Annotated in this window: 12 protein-coding genes and 2 tRNA genes; all 14 read right to left on the bottom strand. The window is 34.0% G+C overall.

What is annotated here, in order from left to right; all coding sequences use genetic code 11:
• Positions 1–48: 48 nt before the first annotated feature.
• The gene (locus PHE88_05580; protein ID MDD5687286.1) at positions 49–2079 is read right to left on the bottom strand and encodes an O-antigen ligase family protein; all 2031 of its coding nucleotides are present in this window, start codon (positions 2077–2079) and stop codon (positions 49–51) included.
• Entirely contained in the window at positions 2079–4277 is a 2199-nt protein-coding gene (locus PHE88_05585; protein MDD5687287.1) for a tetratricopeptide repeat protein, read from the bottom strand. Before PHE88_05585 ends, PHE88_05580 begins: the two co-directional genes overlap by 1 nt.
• A gap of 40 nt (positions 4278–4317) precedes the next feature.
• Positions 4318–4389: transfer RNA gene (locus PHE88_05590), tRNA-Thr, on the bottom strand.
• Between the two features lie 362 nt (positions 4390–4751).
• Positions 4752–4824: transfer RNA gene (locus PHE88_05595), tRNA-Phe, on the bottom strand.
• A 122-nt stretch (positions 4825–4946) separates the two neighbouring features.
• Positions 4947–6377, bottom strand: coding sequence for an amidophosphoribosyltransferase (locus PHE88_05600; protein ID MDD5687288.1), 1431 nt, complete (start codon positions 6375–6377; stop codon positions 4947–4949).
• An 82-nt stretch (positions 6378–6459) separates the two neighbouring features.
• Entirely contained in the window at positions 6460–7428 is a 969-nt protein-coding gene (locus tag PHE88_05605) for an aldolase catalytic domain-containing protein (GenBank protein ID MDD5687289.1), read from the bottom strand.
• 60 nt (positions 7429–7488) lie between these two features.
• Positions 7489–9843 (bottom strand): carbamoyltransferase HypF, encoded by a 2355-nt coding sequence (gene hypF / locus PHE88_05610; protein ID MDD5687290.1) that lies wholly within the window; start codon positions 9841–9843, stop codon positions 7489–7491.
• Positions 9844–10004: 161 nt separating this feature from the next.
• Positions 10005–10346: a hydrogenase maturation nickel metallochaperone HypA gene (locus PHE88_05615; protein ID MDD5687291.1), complete on the bottom strand. Its 342-nt coding sequence runs from the start codon at positions 10344–10346 to the stop codon at positions 10005–10007.
• Between the two features lie 43 nt (positions 10347–10389).
• Positions 10390–11226 carry an HAD family acid phosphatase gene (locus PHE88_05620; protein ID MDD5687292.1) on the bottom strand — a complete coding sequence of 279 codons (837 nt, stop codon included), beginning with the start codon at positions 11224–11226 and terminating at the stop codon, positions 10390–10392.
• Positions 11223–12341, bottom strand: coding sequence for a glycosyltransferase (locus PHE88_05625; protein MDD5687293.1), 1119 nt, complete (start codon positions 12339–12341; stop codon positions 11223–11225). Before PHE88_05625 ends, PHE88_05620 begins: the two co-directional genes overlap by 4 nt.
• A 14-nt stretch (positions 12342–12355) precedes the next feature.
• Positions 12356–14332, bottom strand: a complete 1977-nt coding sequence (locus tag PHE88_05630) for a DUF3999 family protein (protein MDD5687294.1) — start codon at positions 14330–14332, stop codon at positions 12356–12358.
• The gene (locus PHE88_05635; protein MDD5687295.1) at positions 14325–17357 is read right to left on the bottom strand and encodes a DUF2339 domain-containing protein; all 3033 of its coding nucleotides are present in this window, start codon (positions 17355–17357) and stop codon (positions 14325–14327) included. The genes PHE88_05630 and PHE88_05635 overlap by 8 nt, the downstream gene beginning before the upstream one ends.
• Positions 17358–17446: 89 nt before the next feature.
• Positions 17447–18022 carry a hypothetical protein gene (locus tag PHE88_05640; GenBank protein ID MDD5687296.1) on the bottom strand — a complete coding sequence of 192 codons (576 nt, stop codon included), beginning with the start codon at positions 18020–18022 and terminating at the stop codon, positions 17447–17449.
• A 106-nt stretch (positions 18023–18128) separates the two neighbouring features.
• Positions 18129–18671, bottom strand: coding sequence for a hypothetical protein (locus PHE88_05645; protein ID MDD5687297.1), 543 nt, complete (start codon positions 18669–18671; stop codon positions 18129–18131).
• Between the last annotated feature and the right edge of the window lie 82 nt (positions 18672–18753).

Below are 18753 nucleotides of genomic sequence, written 5' to 3' on the forward strand. Positions count from 1 at the left end.
CATCTTTCATCTTCTCCCCTTTGGGGAGAAGAAAGAGTTGAGGGGTAATTATTTTTTAGGTTTTGCTATAGATAAATTTGAAAGATTTCTTTTCGCTAGTTCAAAATTCGGGTCGATAGATAATGCCTTATTATAACACTCTCTTGCTTCATCGATACGGTTTAACCGCATATTTACATAACCAAGATTATTCCAGATATCTTTGTTTGAAGAGCTGATAAAAACTGCACGGTGATAAATATTTCTTGCTTGCTCATATTTTTCAGAGAAAAGATAAATATTGCCTAATCCCATAACTGCATCCAGCGAAAATGGATTTATAAAAATCGCTCTTTTGTAATTTTCAACAGCGATATCAAACTCTTTCCGCTGGGCATGAATAGTTGCCATATTAAAATATATTTCATCATAACCCGGGTTTGCAGCTATTGCTTCGTTATACATAAATATTGCTTTTTTCTGATACTCGTCCAGTTGAGAAATTGCATTTGCCTGTCGAAATTGCGCAGCCATTCGTGCATAAGCATTTGCAAGTTCATAACTATTATTGACTTCTAACCGGTGTAACTTATACGCTTTCTCTAAATATGGAACCGCCTGTTCTATAGGAGTATTGGACCTTTTGGAAAGTTTGAAACCGGTGAAATAATTTTCCTCTGCAATGAATATACTAACATACATTTTTACTAATATCAGGAAAAACCCGATTAAAATCCATGATAATATTTTTGTAGTAGAATTGTGATTTAATACTTTCTTTTCTGCTGTGCCGAAACCTGCTAAAATACCAAGATTCATCCAAAAGAAAAAACCCGGTATCACAAAATATAATGTTACATTTACTATATTATCAACAAGCATTCCTATTATTCCGGCAAAAATACCGACAGCAATCGTTTTCTGAAAATCAAGTTTTATATTTTTAATTTGATGTATTCCAAATTTAATAATACAAAAAATAACCCACAAAAATATACCAAGTCCGATAATCCCTATTTGTGAAAGATTTTCAAGAAAAACATTATGGGCGTTATTAGCATGGGTCCTCTGTGTCAACATTGGATGTATTAAATAACGCTGCTGATAAAAAGGAAACAATGTCTCAAATAATCCCCACCCGCATCCGAGAACAGGATTTTGTTTTGCTATATCCCATGCAGAAAGCCATATTAAAAACCTTTGATATGCTGCAGGACCTGATTTCTCTATGCTAAATATACTGGCGACTCTGTCCATTGTATAAAAACCAAATGTCTTTGTTTCATTTTGCCATCTTACAGGAATAAACATAACTAAAACAACAACCAGAATTAGACCATAAAACCATTTTTTGGCAGCTAATATTTTTTCTTTGAACGAAAATACAATAATAATAAATGCTGCCCCTAAACCAAGCCATGATGACCTTGCCATGGTACAGAAAAGAGCTAAAATCATATCTATTAATAAAATAATATATAAAAATTTTTCATATGCTGATTTAGTAAAAATAAATGACGTAAAAGCCAGCGGAATCATTAAAACAAGAAAGCTGGATATAAAAACAGGATTGCCAAACGTAGATACACATCTTTTTATTCCATATGGATTTACTATTTGCTGCCAGATAGGTTCTATGTCAAAATATTGTAAAATCGCATATGTACTTGCAATAAATGCAACAAGATATGATAAGGTGAGTATTTTTTTTATCGTTTTTTCGTCTCTTATGATATTTACTGCCACATAATATGCTAAAACACAATTAATCAGGATGTATAGATTATTTCTCAAACCTTCCGACCATACCACGCTGGTATATCCCGGAATTATGCCAAAACCGGCTACTTCATATTTTACGAAAAACGCTCTTATAAATGTAAATATAATAAAACCTAAAAACACTAAAATCGGCAAATCTAATCGTGTGCGATAAAAAACAATTTTATTATTTTTAAAAGAATTAATAAGAAACAGGATAAAGATAAAAAGGAGTGAAATATACAAGATTGTTCCTTGTATTACATAAGGATTTCTGGTAACATTTGTAAAAAAAATAAGCGGGCAAACAACAATAGCAAAATATAATATGCTTTTCATTATTTTTTGGAAGGTATTCCCTGAAGAATGGCAGGATTACTTTTTGAATATTTATTCCACAGATTTTGTGCCTGTGTATTTCTGCCTGTTTTTTCGTATATTATGCCAAGATTTCTTATTGCATCGGCATTATTCGGATCAATATCCTTCAGTATTTTATTATACATAGCTTCGGCAGCAAATACTTTTTTCTGAGCAAAATAAATATTCCCGAGATTTAACCATGCATCCGGTCTTAATATGTGATATTTTACTAAATTATTATAAGTGTTAATATCCATAGTAATTAGAGTAAGATAATAATAAAACCAGTCATTTCTGGCAATAAATCTTTTAAATGTATCCTCTGCATTTTTCCAGTCTTTTACCTGGGCATATGCCATACCCAGTGATTGATATGACCTTTCAAAAACAGGGTCTAATTTCTGATATTTTCTATAATCAGCAATGGCATCCTGCCACTTACCCATTTTAGAATGAACCATTCCCATTTGCATGAAAATTTGTACATAATTTGGCGCAAGTTTTAGTACATCATTATATTTATTTATTGCTCTTTCAAGATCACCAGGTTCGCCTCTATCGTTATATACATTACCCATAAAATAATGGGTCATTACATAATCCGGATTGTATTTTAAAACTATCTCATAATTTCGAAGCGCCTCTGACCAATCGCCTCTTTTTGAATTAAAAATAGCAATATTGTGATATACATCAGCCATGAAAAATCCACAGAAATATTTTACAAAATAAATGCAAAGAAGCAAAATACCTATTTGAACCACATTCATAAATTTTGGTTTTTGTTTTTGCGGAACAATTATATTCTTTGAGCTGGGTACCTGAGGAAGTGAAAGTATACCTATCATTCCAAGTGCAAGCCAGAAAACTACACCCTCAGAAACAAATCTCATGCTTACACACATAAAATTATGGGTAAGCTGTGAAATAACACCGGAAGAAAAACCAATCAAACCATGAATTACAAACTTTGATTGCGGTTGAGCTGTTTTAAGCCGGTTTACAGCTGCCGTCATAAACGTTATTATAATCAATACAAAAATTCCAAATCCGATAATACCTTCATCGTAAAGCAATTCAATGAATTCATTTTCCGGATGGTCGCTTTCAGTATTTGAACGACCTTCCAATTGAATTACTTCCGGTCTTCTATAAGCAGGATACACTGCCTTGAATGTCCCAATACCCGACCCTATTAAAGGATGAATTATCCTCTCTACCGGGTTGTTTGATTTAAGCGGTGAGCGGTCATACAGATAAGAACCCGGCTGTGGAGTCCTGTTAAACATTTCCCAGGTTCCAAGCCAAGTCGCTGTCCTGAACCTTACTGAATCGACACGTCCAATAGTAAGAATTAGCACCCCTATCACCATAGCAGTAAAAACTGCTAACGACATTCCAATTAAAACTTTTCTAATAGTCTCTTTTTTCCCGTGTGCTAAAAATGCAACTGCAAAAAATGAAAATGCAATTACTCCGGCAGAATAAGCTATCCATGCAGCTTTGGAATAAGTAAAAATAATACAAAAAACAGTTGAGATATAGAACAAAATCATAAATTTAGAAAATCTTACAAATACAAAAGATAATATTATAGGGGCAACAACAAGTAAAAAATCACCATAGAAATTAGGATTACCAAAAGTTGAAAATATCCTTGTCGAGAACGCCTGTCTCCATATAAAAGGATCTAAACCTGTAGCGGGATTCGGCGGGTAAAATCTATCAAAAAACTGAATAATTCCATAAAATACTGCAATAAAAGCACCAGCCAAAAACCAGTTAACAAGACGCCTCTGATGCTTCTCGCTTCTGAATTCTGATACTATTATATAAAAAAGAAAAATATAAAAAACTCTTCTGCTAAACTCGTCATATGTAACGAACCAGTTCTTTAGCGGTGAAATTGATGCTGATAATGTTCCTGATAACAGAAAAAGGGTAACCGGCAGGATTAAGTGAAAAGAACCTTTTGGAAATGGATTTTTCCAGCTCTCAATTAACTTTATAAAAAATACTGTCATCAAAATTGTGCCGCCTACCTGACAAATAGTTATTTTTATCTGGCAAGAATCATATGTCCTCAAATAAAAAGCATCCGCCATGAGAAGATAAAAAATCGGCGTAAAATAAAGCATAATTTTCCGGCACACATCAATAATTGTTTTGTTCATAAGTATTAATCATTCCTCAAAATTTAAAAAGTATCATATAAGCCGGCGAGTGGAATTGAACCACCGACCTATGGTTTACGAAACCATTGCTCTGCCCCTGAGCTACGCCGGCAACCTGCTCGGCAGCAAATTTTTCTGAAACGTTCCCTTGTGGTCACTCTGAGATTTGCTCCATGAAGGAAAAGTCGCAAATCTAGGTTCTGAAAAATTTCTACCTTCGCTTACTATTACTTCTTACTATTACTTATAGTACTCTGCAGAATTTCCTTGTTTCGTTTCTATTATAAATTATGGAAAATTACTTTAATAATCGCAAAGTGATGGAGAAATTTTTTTTACCCTAATCGAAAGCGAAGTAATAAATTTATCCAGACCCTCGAGGAGCGACTTTTTCGTTCCAGGAGCGACGACAGAGTGAAGCCGATAGGGCGATCGGCTGAGCGTGTCTGGAAAATTTATTTCTGAGCGTAAATTTGCCACGGGACGGAATCGAACCGCCGACGCAAGGATTTTCAGTCCTTCGCTCTACCAGCTGAGCTACCGTGGCATTTATTTTAATTATCTTTCAAACAATTACTTCTGCGATTATAATAAAAATAATATGTTTGTCAAGTTTTTTACTAACTATTTTTCCCTCTTTATTGTTGGTAAATATGCAAGGTCGGCATTTTAATGAGATTTTGTGATTTTTTTGCTTTTAGGATCCAAATATTCTCCAGTCCAACAATAAAGACACAATTTTTCCCGCGGCAGACCGACAGATTTCACTAAATTATCTATAGTTTGATATCTTAAGGTAGTAGCATCCAAATCCTTAGTAATCCAGTCTATCATTTTTTTATATTTTTTGGATTTATGATTTGTATATTCTTTTATATCCCCGGATTTATTACCTTCAATAGCGTGAATAGCTTTTCGTGCTGCAAGTTCATCTATACTCCGCGTGGAAAGATTAAACTTACAAGGAAACATCAATGGCGGGCAGGCAGGTCTTACATGAATCTCTTTTGCCCCAGCTTCCCAAAGTTTTTTTATGGTGGAATTCTTTAATTGTGTTCCCCTTACAATTGAATCTTCGCATACAACAATCCTGTTATCTTTAATTACTTCCTTTATGGGTATAAGTTTCATTGTCGCTATATGGTCACGTTTTTCCTGCGAAGGCGGAGTATAACTTCTGCCATACCCGGACGTGTATTTTACTAAAGGCCGTCTTAAAGGTTTTTTAGACTCCATAGCGTAACCTATTGCATGTCCCATACCGGAATCAGGCACACCGGAAACTAAATCTACATCTATATCGCGGTCACCTTTTGCTAAACATCTGCCGCATCTTTCCCGTACTATCTCTGTGTTAATACCTTCATAATTTGAAGCAGGAAAACCGGTATAAATCCACAAGAATGTACATATTTGATTCAGATTGATACCCTCTTTTTTTTGAACTATGCCTTTTTCAGTTAATAATACTATCTCCCCAGGTTCAATATATTTTTCAATTTTGAATCCGGTATTTGGAAAAGCTGCTGTTTCAGAAGTTACTGCTATTTCATCTTTTCGCTTACCGATTATAAGAGGCGTATATCCAAACCTGTCTCTGGCGGCATATACACCATCTTTATTTAATAATAAAAGGGAACAGGAACCGTCAATTGCATTAAACATTTTTTCTATCCCATCCACAATGTTCTTTCCTTCAGTTATCATCTTGGCTACTAATTCAGTAAGATTAATAGTACCACGGTTTACTTCACTGAAAGTTATTCCTTTAGCCAAAAGTTTTTTTGATAATTCTTCAGCGTTTTCTAAAAACCCGTTAGTAACTATACAAAATGAGCCAAATTTTGAATTTAAATAAATAGGTTGTTCATCAAAAGCAGAGATTACTCCTATACCTTTGTTACCCTTCAGATTTTTATAATCTTCATGAAACTTGGATTTAAACTGACTCTGGCTTATGTTATGTATTTGTCTGGTAAAATTTTCGCCCAAGACAGCCATTCCTCCATATTCCGTTCCCAGGTGAGAATGATAATCTGTTCCGTAAAACAAAGTCTCTTTACATTCACCTTTGGAAACTACCCCAAAAATCCCGCTCATTATTTACCCCCAAGGTAAGCACGCCAAGGATCTACGACAACTACAAATATTGATCAATGCATAAATTGACCAAATATATTACTTAATCTTCAATTTCTACTTCGGTGAGCTTTTCATAAAATTTAAGAAAATCTTTTTTTTCAGGTGATTTATCATCCATCGCCATTAAAGTCATTGCTATGTCCGGATGACGATTTAAAACACCGGTAATCATATATGGTATGGAATATCCCCATTGAATCTCTTTGTTAAGCGGTAATATCTCTTTACTTACAATATCAAGAAGCGGGCGAATATCAAATTTTGGATTTTTCAGAAAACTTATTAAAAGTTCAAGCGGGCAGTTCCCGGCAGCACGCCCAAGACCATAAAGAGTACCGTCCAGATAATTGGCACCGCGAATAATACCGGCAATTGTATTAGCAAACCCTAATTGCTGGTGATTATGACAGTGGACACCGACCTCTTTATTTTTAAGATACTTCTTAAACTTATCTACATAAAAATCAATATCTTCACTGTAAAGAGCCCCGAAACTATCTACTACATAACATGCCGATATTTTTGTTTCCTCTTCTATCTGCTGTAATGCTTCATCGAGCTCCCGTTCAAGAGCAACTGAGATAGACATAATATTTATTGTTGCCTCATATCCTTTATCAGTCGCATTGTTTGCAAGCTTAATCGCTTTATCAACGTCTTTAACATAAGTTGCGACGCGGATTACATCAACAACGCTTTCTGATTTAGGAAGAACATCATCAGGAACCGCCTTATGGGCATCCTGCATAATCGCTATTTTTGTTTTATCTGATTTTATTCCATCAACTACTTTTAAAAGATTTTCCTCATCACAAAAACGCCACGGTCCATATTCTTTTACAGAAAACATTTTTTTACTATTCCTGTAGCCCAACTCAATAATATCTATACCAGCATCACAAACAGCTTTATAGACCTTCCTGACAATTTCAAATGAAAAATTTGATTTGTTCATTAAGCCGCCATCACGAATGGTACAATCTACTACTTTAATTTCCGGTCTGAACATTTTATATCTCCTTTAAAAATATTTAAGCTGCGTTAAGATGTGCTATTTTAGTAAATAAAACTAACTATGTAAACCCCCACATGCTAATTTTGAGACATAAACCTGACCCAAAGAAATTCCACCGTCGTTGGTTGGCACTTCTTTATTTGTAAAAACACTGAACCCGGCATTTTTAAGTAATTCAATAGCTTTCCCCAATAATGTCATATTTTGAAAAACACCGCCGCTTAATGCTACTTTATTTATTTTAGTTTCTTTCCTTAGTTTTTGACATACGTCCAAAATGATTTCTGCAAGTGTATTATGAAATTTAAACGAAATCTCTCCTTTGGATTTCTTTTTTTTAAGGTCGTTAATAATTTCTATTATCATTTTTTTAACATCAATCTCATCTCCGATAATTTCATAGTTATAACTTTTAACCGGTCCCTTGCAACCATCAACCGCTAAATTCTCCAGTTCAATTGCCGCCTGAGCTTCGTAAGTTGTTTCTTGTCTTAAATTTATTATTGATGCCACTGCATCAAAAAGCCGTCCCATTGAAGATGTTAAAGGAGAGTTTATATTTTTATCAATCATATTCTTTATAACTGTTATTTTCTTATTCTTGTAAAACCTGACTGCCTTTTCTCCCAAAATCGAATACAGATAACTGAACCCTGTCCGCCATATTTCATTTGCAGCAGCATCACCGCCAGGCAATTTAATATATTTTAAATGATATTTTCGTTCGAAAGTTCCACCATCAACAACTAAAAATTCACCGCCCCAAATAGCGTTGTCAGTCCCATAACCTGTCCCATCATACGCTACACCAATAATTTTTTCATTAATATTATTTTCTGCACAAACAGAAGCGATGTGAGCGTGGTGGTGTTGAATAAAAATAGTCCGAGGTCCGAGGTCCGGGGTCCGAGGTCTAGAGTTCATAGTCTGAAGGTCTTTGGCGTATTGGGTGGAAAGATAGTCCAGGTGTAAATCGCAGGCAATAACTTTTGGATTTACCTTTAAAAGATTTTTCATATTTTCAATTGCTTCTTTGTAAAACTCGTATGTTTTTAAGTCTTTTAAGTCACCTATGTATTGTGAAATATACGCTTCGCTCCCGCGTGTCAGGCAAAAAGTGTTTTTTAGTTCAGCACCGGTCGCGAGAACGTCGGGAAGCCCGCCACTAAAGCTCGGCGAGGCAAGTGGGATGGGATTTGGGACGTAGCCGCGGCTGCGGCGGATGATTCTTTGTTCTCCCTTACAATCTATTTGGACAATGGAATCGTCACACCTGTTAAAGATATCCCTGTTATGCAATAAAAAATAATCGCAGATTCCGGAAAGTTCTTTTAGTACCTCTTTATTGTCTTTACAGATTGGTTCATCCTGTTTATTGCCGGAGGTCATGACAAGGGCTGAGAAATTGGAAATTGGAAATTGGAAATTAAATAATAGATAATGCAGCGGGGCGTAAGGAAGCATAACGCCAAGTGAGTTATTGTTTGGAGAGACAAAATCGGAAATTACCTCTCCTTGTCGTTTTTTCAATAATACAATTGGACGTTCGGAAGACAATAAAACTTTTTCTTCTGCTTTGTTTACGTGACAGAATTTTTTTACAGCTTTTATATCAGGCATCATTACTGCAAACGGTTTATCTGGGCGGCTTTTCCTGATACGAAGTTTTTTGACAGCATCATTATTAGTAGCATCACAAGCAATATGAAAACCCCCAATCCCTTTTATCGCAACAATCTTTCCTTTCTTTAAAAGTTCAATAGTCTTTTGAATTGCCTTTAACCCTTGACCTTGGACCTCGCCCACCACCAAACCGTCGGCGGGCAGGGACCTCGGACCTCGGACTAATTCCACATTTGGCCCACAATCCCAACAGGCATTTGGCTGGGCATGGAACCTTCTATCAGATGGATTTTCATAATCATTTCCACATACTTTGCACATATTAAAACTTTGCATTGTCGTATTTTTTCTGTCATAAGGGATATCTTTTATAATAGAAAATCTCGGACCGCAGTTAGTGCAATTTATAAATGGATATAGATACCTATGATTATTTTTATCATACAATTCGTGAAGACAATCATCACATATTGCAATATCCGGAGAAATATTCAGTAGAGCCTTATTATCAACAGTGCTTTTCTTTATAACAAACTTCTTGTCATATTGTAATATAATCTTCTTAAGCGTTATTTTAGTGATTCTTGCTTGTATTGGCGGGGTATTTTTTAATTTCCCTAAAAATATTTTTATACTCAGCTTATTACCTTCCACTTCTATTATTACACCCTCGCTTGTATTAATAACAAACCCTGCAAGGTTTTCTTGCACAGCATAACGATAAACCGTGGGTCTGAATCCCACGCCTTGAACTCTACCGGAAACAATTATTTTATATCTTTCCATATTGTGTGTTTAAAATATCAAAGCTGTCCACTAAAAATCTCATAATTTTCCCCTCAACTCTTTCTTCTCCCCCGAGGAGAGAAGATGAAAGATGAGGGGTCAGACAATTGTGTTATTATATCAGTTTTAAGATGAAATCTAAAGCAGGGCTTGAAATTATATCAACCTTCTATAAAATCAACATAAACTTCTTTACCGAAAATAATTTCAATATTATCGCTTTGGCAGGACGGGCACAAGAAGTATTTTTTTTCAGGTAAAAATTCTTTGGAACACTTTTTACATTTTGCTTTTACTTTTTCAGCAGCAATTTCCAGGATACAACCCGAAGCAATTGTATTTGGAAATAAATGGTCGACAAAAGAATGTCTTAAAAAATCCATTTCTATTCCTGCGGCCTCACCAAGTTTTACAGATATTTTTGTAATTTTCTTAAGTTTATTCTCTTTTGCTTTCTGTAAAACAATATCAAAAAGGTTTTTAGCAATCCCTAATTCATGCATAAATAATTTTTCTCCTTAAGTTTTAAGAAAAGATTCGTTATTTTTACTTTCCGAGCAATAAATCTTCTATCTCATCCCAATTTGATACAAATGTCACATTGGGAATAGTTTTGTTTTCTTTACCTATCTTAATAACTTTCATATCGTTTGCAAGGTATGATTCTATATCAGTATCTCTGTCGCCAATACCGATTGAGATATTTTTCCATATTTGTTTTAATTTTTTAATTCTTTCTGTTTTATATTTCACAGAACTTAAAGGATAATCACCTAAATCCCAAAAGAACACAGGGGCATCAGGAAATTTATACATTTTTAGCCATTCTTCTGTCTTCCATAGAAACACCTCTTCTCTTTTGGTTACAAAGACAATATCATATTTTCTGGAAAGCTTTTGTAAAACTTCCGGGGCATTTTTAAGGGGCATAACTTTTTCATTTGGTTTAGTTACATATCCGAACCAACTTACATCAGCAATAGTGTGGTCTATATCAACAACCATAGCAGGTTTCTTTTTATCAGAACAAAATATTTTTGCTGATACCGGTCCTGAAATATAATTAGAAGCCGTTGATAATTTTACATTTAACTCAAATATACCCGGTTTATTGATTATATACGGCAGGAAAGCAAAACCTTCACTATTAGTTATAGATTCCCCTATGTTTTTGTTATCAATATAAAAAGCGAGTTTTTCATCTTTTATGTCCGGTCGGAAAAACAAAACTTTCTTTTCTAACTTTGCACTGAGAATAACTTCTTGACCGGGAATGGATATTGAATCATATGCGACTAATCTTGCCGGTTTCAGCATTTCCGCAGAAAGATTATTAAAACCGTACAAAATTAAAATACTAAGCAATATACTTTTTTTATTCATAACAACCTTTTTATAATTTCTTTAGCTGAATTTATTGCAGATAATGGTTTACCAACCCGTAACGCATTTGACCTCATTATATTCAATCTACCCCTTTCACGAAGTATCGATTCAATCCTAAATCCAATGTCATCTATTTTATTTACCCTTATACCTGCTCCGTGTTCCAAAAGATAGTCACTATTTCTTTCTTCCTGCCCCGGAGTAGGATTAACAACAATCATTGGCACGCCTTTTGCCAGTGCTTCAGAAGTAGTCAGTCCGCCGGGCTTTGAAACAAGCAAATCGGTTACGGAAAGAAGCTCGTCAACATTATTAACAAAACCTAAAACTTTAGTAGGTTTTGCATACTTTCCCGATTTAAGTTTATCCTCAAGCTGTTTGTTTCTACCTGTAACAATTATAATTTGTATAGGGAAATTTATTTTTTGTAACTGTTTTAATATACTTTCTACAGGTCCGGTACCAAAACCACCGCTCATTACTAATATCGTTTTTAATTTTTTTTGGAGTCCGATTTTTTTCATTAAAATATTTTTTGAGTTTTTTTGTGAAAATATTGGGTCTATAGGAATACCTACCGGTAAAATCTTTTTTGCAGAAATACCGTTTCTCTCAAGTTGAAATTTAGTATGTTCAGTCGCTGCTATGTACAAATCAGCATTTGGATATATCCAGAACATATGTGCTTCGTAGTCAGTCACAACACATACCCACGGAAAATCTATTTTATGTTTGGTCTTTCGACTGGACAAAATCTCAGCCGGTAAGAAATGTGTACATATAGCAATATCAGGCGGGTATTTCTTAATATATTTTACAAAGCGGATAGTGTTAATTTTATTAAAAAGGTGCTGTGCCTTTGCAGTTTTTTCAACCGCTTTTTTATCGTCCATTCTCCCATAAAGCAAACCCCAGAATTCAGGGACCTGATTAACTACATCAAGGTAAGAATTTGCATAGAATTTTTTAAACCATGGATTAGTATAATCCAGGACATTGATAAGTTTAATATCCCATTCCGGATGCAGAGATATAAACGCTTTTCTCAGTGCATCCGCTGCCCGCAAATGCCCTGCACCGGCAGTCACTGTTAAAATATATACTTTTTTCATAAAAGATTTTTTGGCTAAGAATTTTTTGGCAAAAGTTTAATTATAACAACAAGCAAACCAATTACTACGATAATCATAACTATCCAGAAAACTATCCGCATTGCGCCTGATAATACCGGCAATTCCCACCAAGTACTTGGATTAAGTGCTTCTTCCTTATTCAATGTCGCGATTTTCTTGTCAGCGGAAAGAACTTCGTTTGCGACCAGGTCAATGTCATATTGAGGACTTGAAACGTCTTTGTTTCCATAATATAAATAAGTGTTGTTATTCGCTGTCGCTTTAAATAATAGTCTGGTAATTAGATAGTAGAACTGAATATTACTAATCGTCAATGGAGGATTATCTCCATTTTGAATCACCAAAATAATTTTATTTGTAATTGGTTTGGTATTCAAGTTAATCGAAAAGGAAGTATTACTCTGATTTGGTATTCTTGTCCATATTGCATTCCCTAAATACCGATTACTTTTTGCACCTCGCTCATCAAGTATTTCTTCATACAAAGAAATGTTCCTCTGGAATATAGATTCATTTACATTACACGATAAATATGTTACAGGAATTGAATTTTTTGGAAGAGTTAACAACCAGCTACTTATTGGTAATTTTTTATCATTAGGTATGTTTGTTACATTAGGCTGAAGACTACGCAGTATGCTTGTTCGCTCTATAATAAACGGGATTTGTTTACCATCTCTTACTAATCTCAAGTCTTTCATTGAAGTGTCAGCATGAACTATAACATCAAAATCAAGTTCTAATTTCTGAATTCCTGATTCGGGAATATTCATTATCTTTCTAAATTGCCAATCGCTTACATCAATAGAAGTTCCTAATTCACTCAGTTCCGGTAATGTTTCAGGAGGTTTATATTTTGGATTTAAGACAATCTGACCTATTTTCACAGATGTGTATTTTGCTTTTTGTAGATATTCATTTAATTCAGAAATATCATATTTTGGAGCAGATATTAACTGATTACCGGTTAAAACATAGAATGTTCCGGTAGTTTTAGTTAAAAATCTAATAAATACCGGTTTCACAAACACTGTCACTTTTTTTATACTTAATGGAGGACTATTGCCATTATTGATGACAAGTATAATTTCATTATTTTTTATCTGTGCTGAAACAAGAATACTTATTTTTTCAAAAGAATTTTGACCGTCAACAGATACTCTGTAAATTGTTCCCTGCTCTATATATGATTCTTTGATTTCACCTTGCAAATATTCACGAGTTAAAACTGAGACTTGTCGCGTAAATAAACTATTGTCAGTATTTATCATTATTTTTGAAAGTCGCAAATTCTTTGCCGGTAATTTTATAACTATACGCGATTGACTTGGGGTCTCACTTCTCTCAATAGCATCAATCTTAATTTCATCATCAGGATAAACCGATTCCTGGGAAACAGTACGAACCGATAAGCCGGTTATCGGAATAGCATCTTTACGTTTATCATTCAAAATAACTTTTAAATATTTATAAGAACCCTTTGTAAACTCTATATGAATATTCTCCACGTTATAAGATTGCCTGAATATTGGCTTATCTTTTGCTATACAATTCCATTCATTTTGGTCTGAAGAACTGAATACAGATACAGACTTTAAAAATCCGCTGGCTGGTGTTATAATAGCAATTGAATCGATTTGTTCAGATATACCGGTTTTTGAAATAAGTTCTGTACTATTCTCATTTACCGTAACTTTATAATCGCGTAATGGCTGTTCAGTCTCCTCTATTCTGGCTGGTATGCTAATAGAATAAGGGACCTCGCCTCCGACAGCATCATAAATTCTTATATCTTCAAGATTTTCTCTTGAAACATTTATAGTTTCAAATGGTATTTTTACCGATACTAATCCTATATTTTCAATGTTGATATTTTTGAAATATTGCCAATCAACCGGAACTTCAATCGCACCTCCATAAACAGTGAATCCGAAAAATATAAAAACAATACAAAATACTTTTTTAAACATTTTTAGAATCCTCCTTTACTTTTGGTGAAAGATATCGCTGGTAAAGAAATGATACAAGGGTAAGCGTGATTGCAAGACCAATAATCGAGCCTACTCTATACAACTGACCCAAACGCCAAAGGTCATGTAAAAATACTTTAATAATCGTAACCGAAAAAAGACCCAAACTGCCGATTCGTGCAGCCTGGTTTTTCTTATTGATACCAATAATAAGCATTACTAACGCAAAGATAGTCCAACCTAATGAATAAGTCATATCTCTTGCCAAATCACCGGAGAACTGGAAAGTTATGGTACTACCCGTACTAAAATAATCTGCAATTTCAATATTTAATAACAAAAATGCAAGTATGGTTCCTAATGAATTTAAAACAGGTGTCATTTTATATTCCATTATCTGGTCACCTAATTTATAAATAAATCTCGCGCCAACAAATAGACATAAAGTAACAATACCATAAGCATATAAATACCAATTGAAAATTTGCAATATTTCCCGTGGATGATATAAAAAAACAGATTTATTTAATGCTAATCTAACAAAAGCAATTATCAATAATCCTACACCCCAGATTTTAAGACCCTGGTGCGGAATGCGTCGCAAAAGCCATAAAAGTGCTATCCCTTCCAAAGCCCAACCAATTGTTATCCATTGTTTTTCAAATTGTAAAGGGAAAATCAGTGTAATAAAAAATAGCGATACTCCTGCAAATAGAGCTAATTGTGACATACGGATAGGATTTTCTAAAGGAGTATATTTTATTATATAAAATAAACATAAAAGTGACAGAACGGCGAATATGGCAGGTAATATTCCTATATATTCAGTTCCCATAGAAAGCGTGATAACTTTATGTATTAGATAAAATTGGAGCGGACCAACAAATGCAGATACAGCCCACGGGATTATTCTATCGCTCATTTGTCTCATAAAGATGAAAGGAAAAGCTGTAAAAATACAGTAAAATGTAAAATACCATATCAAAGCAACTGTTGGATTCTGCGGATTAAAATACAAAGTATGCCATATATATTGAACCATTACAGTGCACAACATAGCAATTACACCTACAGATTCAGTATCACGATATCTTACTAACCCTAAAAGTAAAATAATAAGCAGAACAACTAAACCAAATATAGGAGAAGGATTATATATTTTAAGATGGGTTATCGCTATAGATACCAAAACAAACGGGAGAATTGCTGATAGCGAAGAGAGTTGAGCAATTTGCTCAGGTTTTATTTCCCATAATGACTTATTTTCTTTTTCTTCCTGTTTAATTGGTTTCTTTCGGGCTATGTATAAACCCCATGCAAAAAAAGCAAGTATAAAAAATGTTACCAATACCAGCCACTCCGAAATATTGGATATATCCTGCAATTTAGAAGTCCAGATTCCGAGTGCAACCATTGTTAATATCAATACTATACCACTAACCCATGCTATTGCCATAATCATAGCAGACATAACTGCAACTGCACTTATTAAAAAAACAAATGGCCATATGATTATTGAAGTCACCGGTTCTTTAATCAATGGGAACATTACAAGAATCAACATCAGTGACGGAAACAAATAACACCATTTAGGCATTGAAGTCGTTGGTCGTATTTTTTGTAAAACAATCGGTAAAAGAGAATGTAGTACTGCAAAAATTAAATAGAATGCTAAACCCCACGGTAAAAGCGTTAATGTAAGATATCTATTAGTCCAAACTAAAAGAATTATAAAAGAAAAAATACTGGCATAAAGATGTGTAGGACGAAAGTCATCACGGCAAACTGCAAGATAACTAATGCCTAACTGAAGCAAAAACAGAAAAGAAAGAACCAAACCGGGACGAGTTCCCAATTCCTGAAAAGACAATAGATACATAGCAAATACCATGGATAATAACGGGACGAATGATGCCGGTAAATTTATCCATTTATCTTCTCTTCTAATTTTTTCGGATATTTTAAAAGCAATGATGAAAAGTGCTGAAAATAAAAGAAAAACTGTAATACCTGTGTTGACTTTGTAAGAATTGAAAAACTTTACAACCCATCCCGTTTCTATAATGAGAGTCCCTACAGCTGCCATGCTTACTAAAAATCCCCACCTTTTTTGCAAAGCAACTGCAATTAAACCGACATCAAGAATGGTAATATAAGTAAACAAACCTAAGGGTCTATCTATACCTGTAGATAGAAGCGGCGGAGTAAGAAAACCACCTATCATCCCTAATATTGCAACATATTGTGAATCTAATCTAACCGCCAAAAGAAACGAAGTGATAGTAACTAAAATCATCAGTAAGAAAGACACACCTGAAGAAATAAAATGATAATAAGTGCAAGCCGCAAAAATATCAGCATATAGAACTGCAACACCGCTGGCACATAAAGCCTGTACAGTTACAGAATATCCTTTCTTCCTAAGTAGTAACCCACTGACAATACAACATATTCCAAAAATGAAGCTTATCATAACCCGTACAAGCGGACTAATTAAATTATGTTCTATTGAATATTTTACAAAAAATGATATACCAAGAAAAAAAGCAAAACCTCCAAGCCATGCAAACAATTTTATACCCATGAATTTTTCCCAATCTATCTTTGGGATAGATAATGATTGAACAGCAGTTTCAGGATGAATTATTGGGATATCTTCTTTTTCTTCAAGAGGAGTGTTTGTCGGAGTACCACAGTTCATACAATGAAGTGCATCTACACTATTCATGCTTCCGCATTTTAGACATGGGATACTTTCTGTTTCAGTATTTAATCCTATGGATCCTTCCGGAATAGCGATATAATCAGGTATGGCTACTTTTTCTTCCCCATCCATGAACGGTTTATTTACATCCTGAGGGTTGAGTTTATTCCATAATAAAATAACCGTACTACGTAATTCTTTAATATTTTTTTCTAATAATTCAATTTTAGTTAAAGCCTCGCGGGCATTTGTTGAAGAAGTACTTATAGTAATAATAAGCCAAATTATAACACCTATAACTATTATAATTATTAATGGCATATATCCTCCTTCCTAAAAAATCATTCTATACTTAATTGAAATGTGAAAATAAACTTACACTGTCACAACCAGAACCGTCCCCGTTTATGTCAAACAGGTCTTCTTGTTGCTTTTTCGTAATCTATTTGTTCTATTCTTCCTAAATTATGTTTTGCCTGGTCATATTTAGTACGCAAATAACCGGTCATGTCAAATTCAATTAACTCTGCCATAATATCATTGATAATTTTTTTCATTTTGGGTACTTCGTCCAAATTACCGGCAGCAGCTTCGTTAACAGCCCTGCGTACCAGTTCGCCGGTTAAATCACAAAGTCCTCCCAGATAAGAACCATAGTTTAAATTAATTTCCTTAATCCTGTCTATTTTCTTATTCACCATAACAAAATAAAACATTTTCGCTTCCACGTACTCTTCAACAGCAGCCCTGTAACTGCCTTCTTCTGAAATCCGTTCAAAACCGAATTTCTTTTCCAGTTGCCGCAGAACCTGTTCTATCTCAAGAAGTTTCTTTTTTGCTTCGCCGGTTTCCCCGCGATGCAGGGTAAAAATTATTCTCTTGGCATTATGTAGCGTATCATTAGATATGCCGATAATTTGCATTCTTTCATTTGACGCCTTCCGGTGGTCTTCTTTTAATTTCTGAAAAAATTTTTCATTAATCATATTTAGTTTCCCTCCAAAACATTACTGTAACAATCACCCTTGGCAACTATGTATCATAAGTGAACCATTTAAACTCCATTGTCCCCTTCTCCCTCTTTATTATCATTTATTGATATTTTTTTGTAAAAATAAAATATCTAATTTCTAGTCCAAGTATTAATGAAAACAAAAATGTCTGAAGTACACGCCCATATCTCGCAATTTCATATTCATAACCATATTCAGATATTTGTATAGGCAATTTTACTGTATAAATTAGAACTTGTAGTAACAATAAAACTAAACAACAAAAAGTAATTAACTTATATCCTGAACCACTAAGATACCATAACCTTTTGTATATTCCTAATCCTGATAGTTCACTAAAATGCTTATCGTGTTTTTGTCTTATTTTTGTTATTTTAATTACAGTCCCTTTTAAGTCGTTTCTAGTAAGGAACAAAGATATTGTTACTCCAACTAAAATATCAATTAAAACCAAAAATATAAAATGATACGAATTAACTATTAAACAATTAACAGAAAAACTTATTACGATTTCAAATATTAATATTACTAAAATACTTATTATAAAAAATAGAGAATATTTTGGTTTTGTTAAAACAGTAGGCAAATCTTGTTTATCTATATCATATCCATAGATATTCATAATATTCTATAGCCTTTAGAAACCAGTTGAACCGTCTAATAGTTTTAATACTCAAGACTTGAGAAGATAAGCTGGCAAAAAT

Source organism: Elusimicrobiota bacterium, assembly GCA_028718185.1.
Lineage (GTDB): Bacteria > Elusimicrobiota > UBA8919 > UBA8919 > UBA8919 > JAQUMH01.

Excerpts from the sequence above, each read along its gene's own strand:
- PHE88_05580 (MDD5687286.1), bottom strand. The coding sequence starts at position 2,079 with ATGAAAAGCATATTATATTTTGCTATTGTTGTTTGCCCGCTTATTTTT.
- PHE88_05585 (MDD5687287.1), bottom strand. The coding sequence starts at position 4,277 with ATGAACAAAACAATTATTGATGTGTGCCGGAAAATTATGCTTTATTTT.
- PHE88_05600 (MDD5687288.1), bottom strand. The coding sequence starts at position 6,377 with ATGAGCGGGATTTTTGGGGTAGTTTCCAAAGGTGAATGTAAAGAGACT.
- PHE88_05605 (MDD5687289.1), bottom strand. The coding sequence starts at position 7,428 with ATGTTCAGACCGGAAATTAAAGTAGTAGATTGTACCATTCGTGATGGC.
- hypF (MDD5687290.1), bottom strand. The coding sequence starts at position 9,843 with ATGGAAAGATATAAAATAATTGTTTCCGGTAGAGTTCAAGGCGTGGGA.
- PHE88_05615 (MDD5687291.1), bottom strand. The coding sequence starts at position 10,346 with ATGCATGAATTAGGGATTGCTAAAAACCTTTTTGATATTGTTTTACAG.
- PHE88_05620 (MDD5687292.1), bottom strand. The coding sequence starts at position 11,226 with ATGAATAAAAAAAGTATATTGCTTAGTATTTTAATTTTGTACGGTTTT.
- PHE88_05625 (MDD5687293.1), bottom strand. The coding sequence starts at position 12,341 with ATGAAAAAAGTATATATTTTAACAGTGACTGCCGGTGCAGGGCATTTG.
- PHE88_05630 (MDD5687294.1), bottom strand. The coding sequence starts at position 14,332 with ATGTTTAAAAAAGTATTTTGTATTGTTTTTATATTTTTCGGATTCACT.
- PHE88_05635 (MDD5687295.1), bottom strand. The coding sequence starts at position 17,357 with ATGCCATTAATAATTATAATAGTTATAGGTGTTATAATTTGGCTTATT.
- PHE88_05640 (MDD5687296.1), bottom strand. The coding sequence starts at position 18,022 with ATGATTAATGAAAAATTTTTTCAGAAATTAAAAGAAGACCACCGGAAG.
- PHE88_05645 (MDD5687297.1), bottom strand. The coding sequence starts at position 18,671 with ATGAATATCTATGGATATGATATAGATAAACAAGATTTGCCTACTGTT.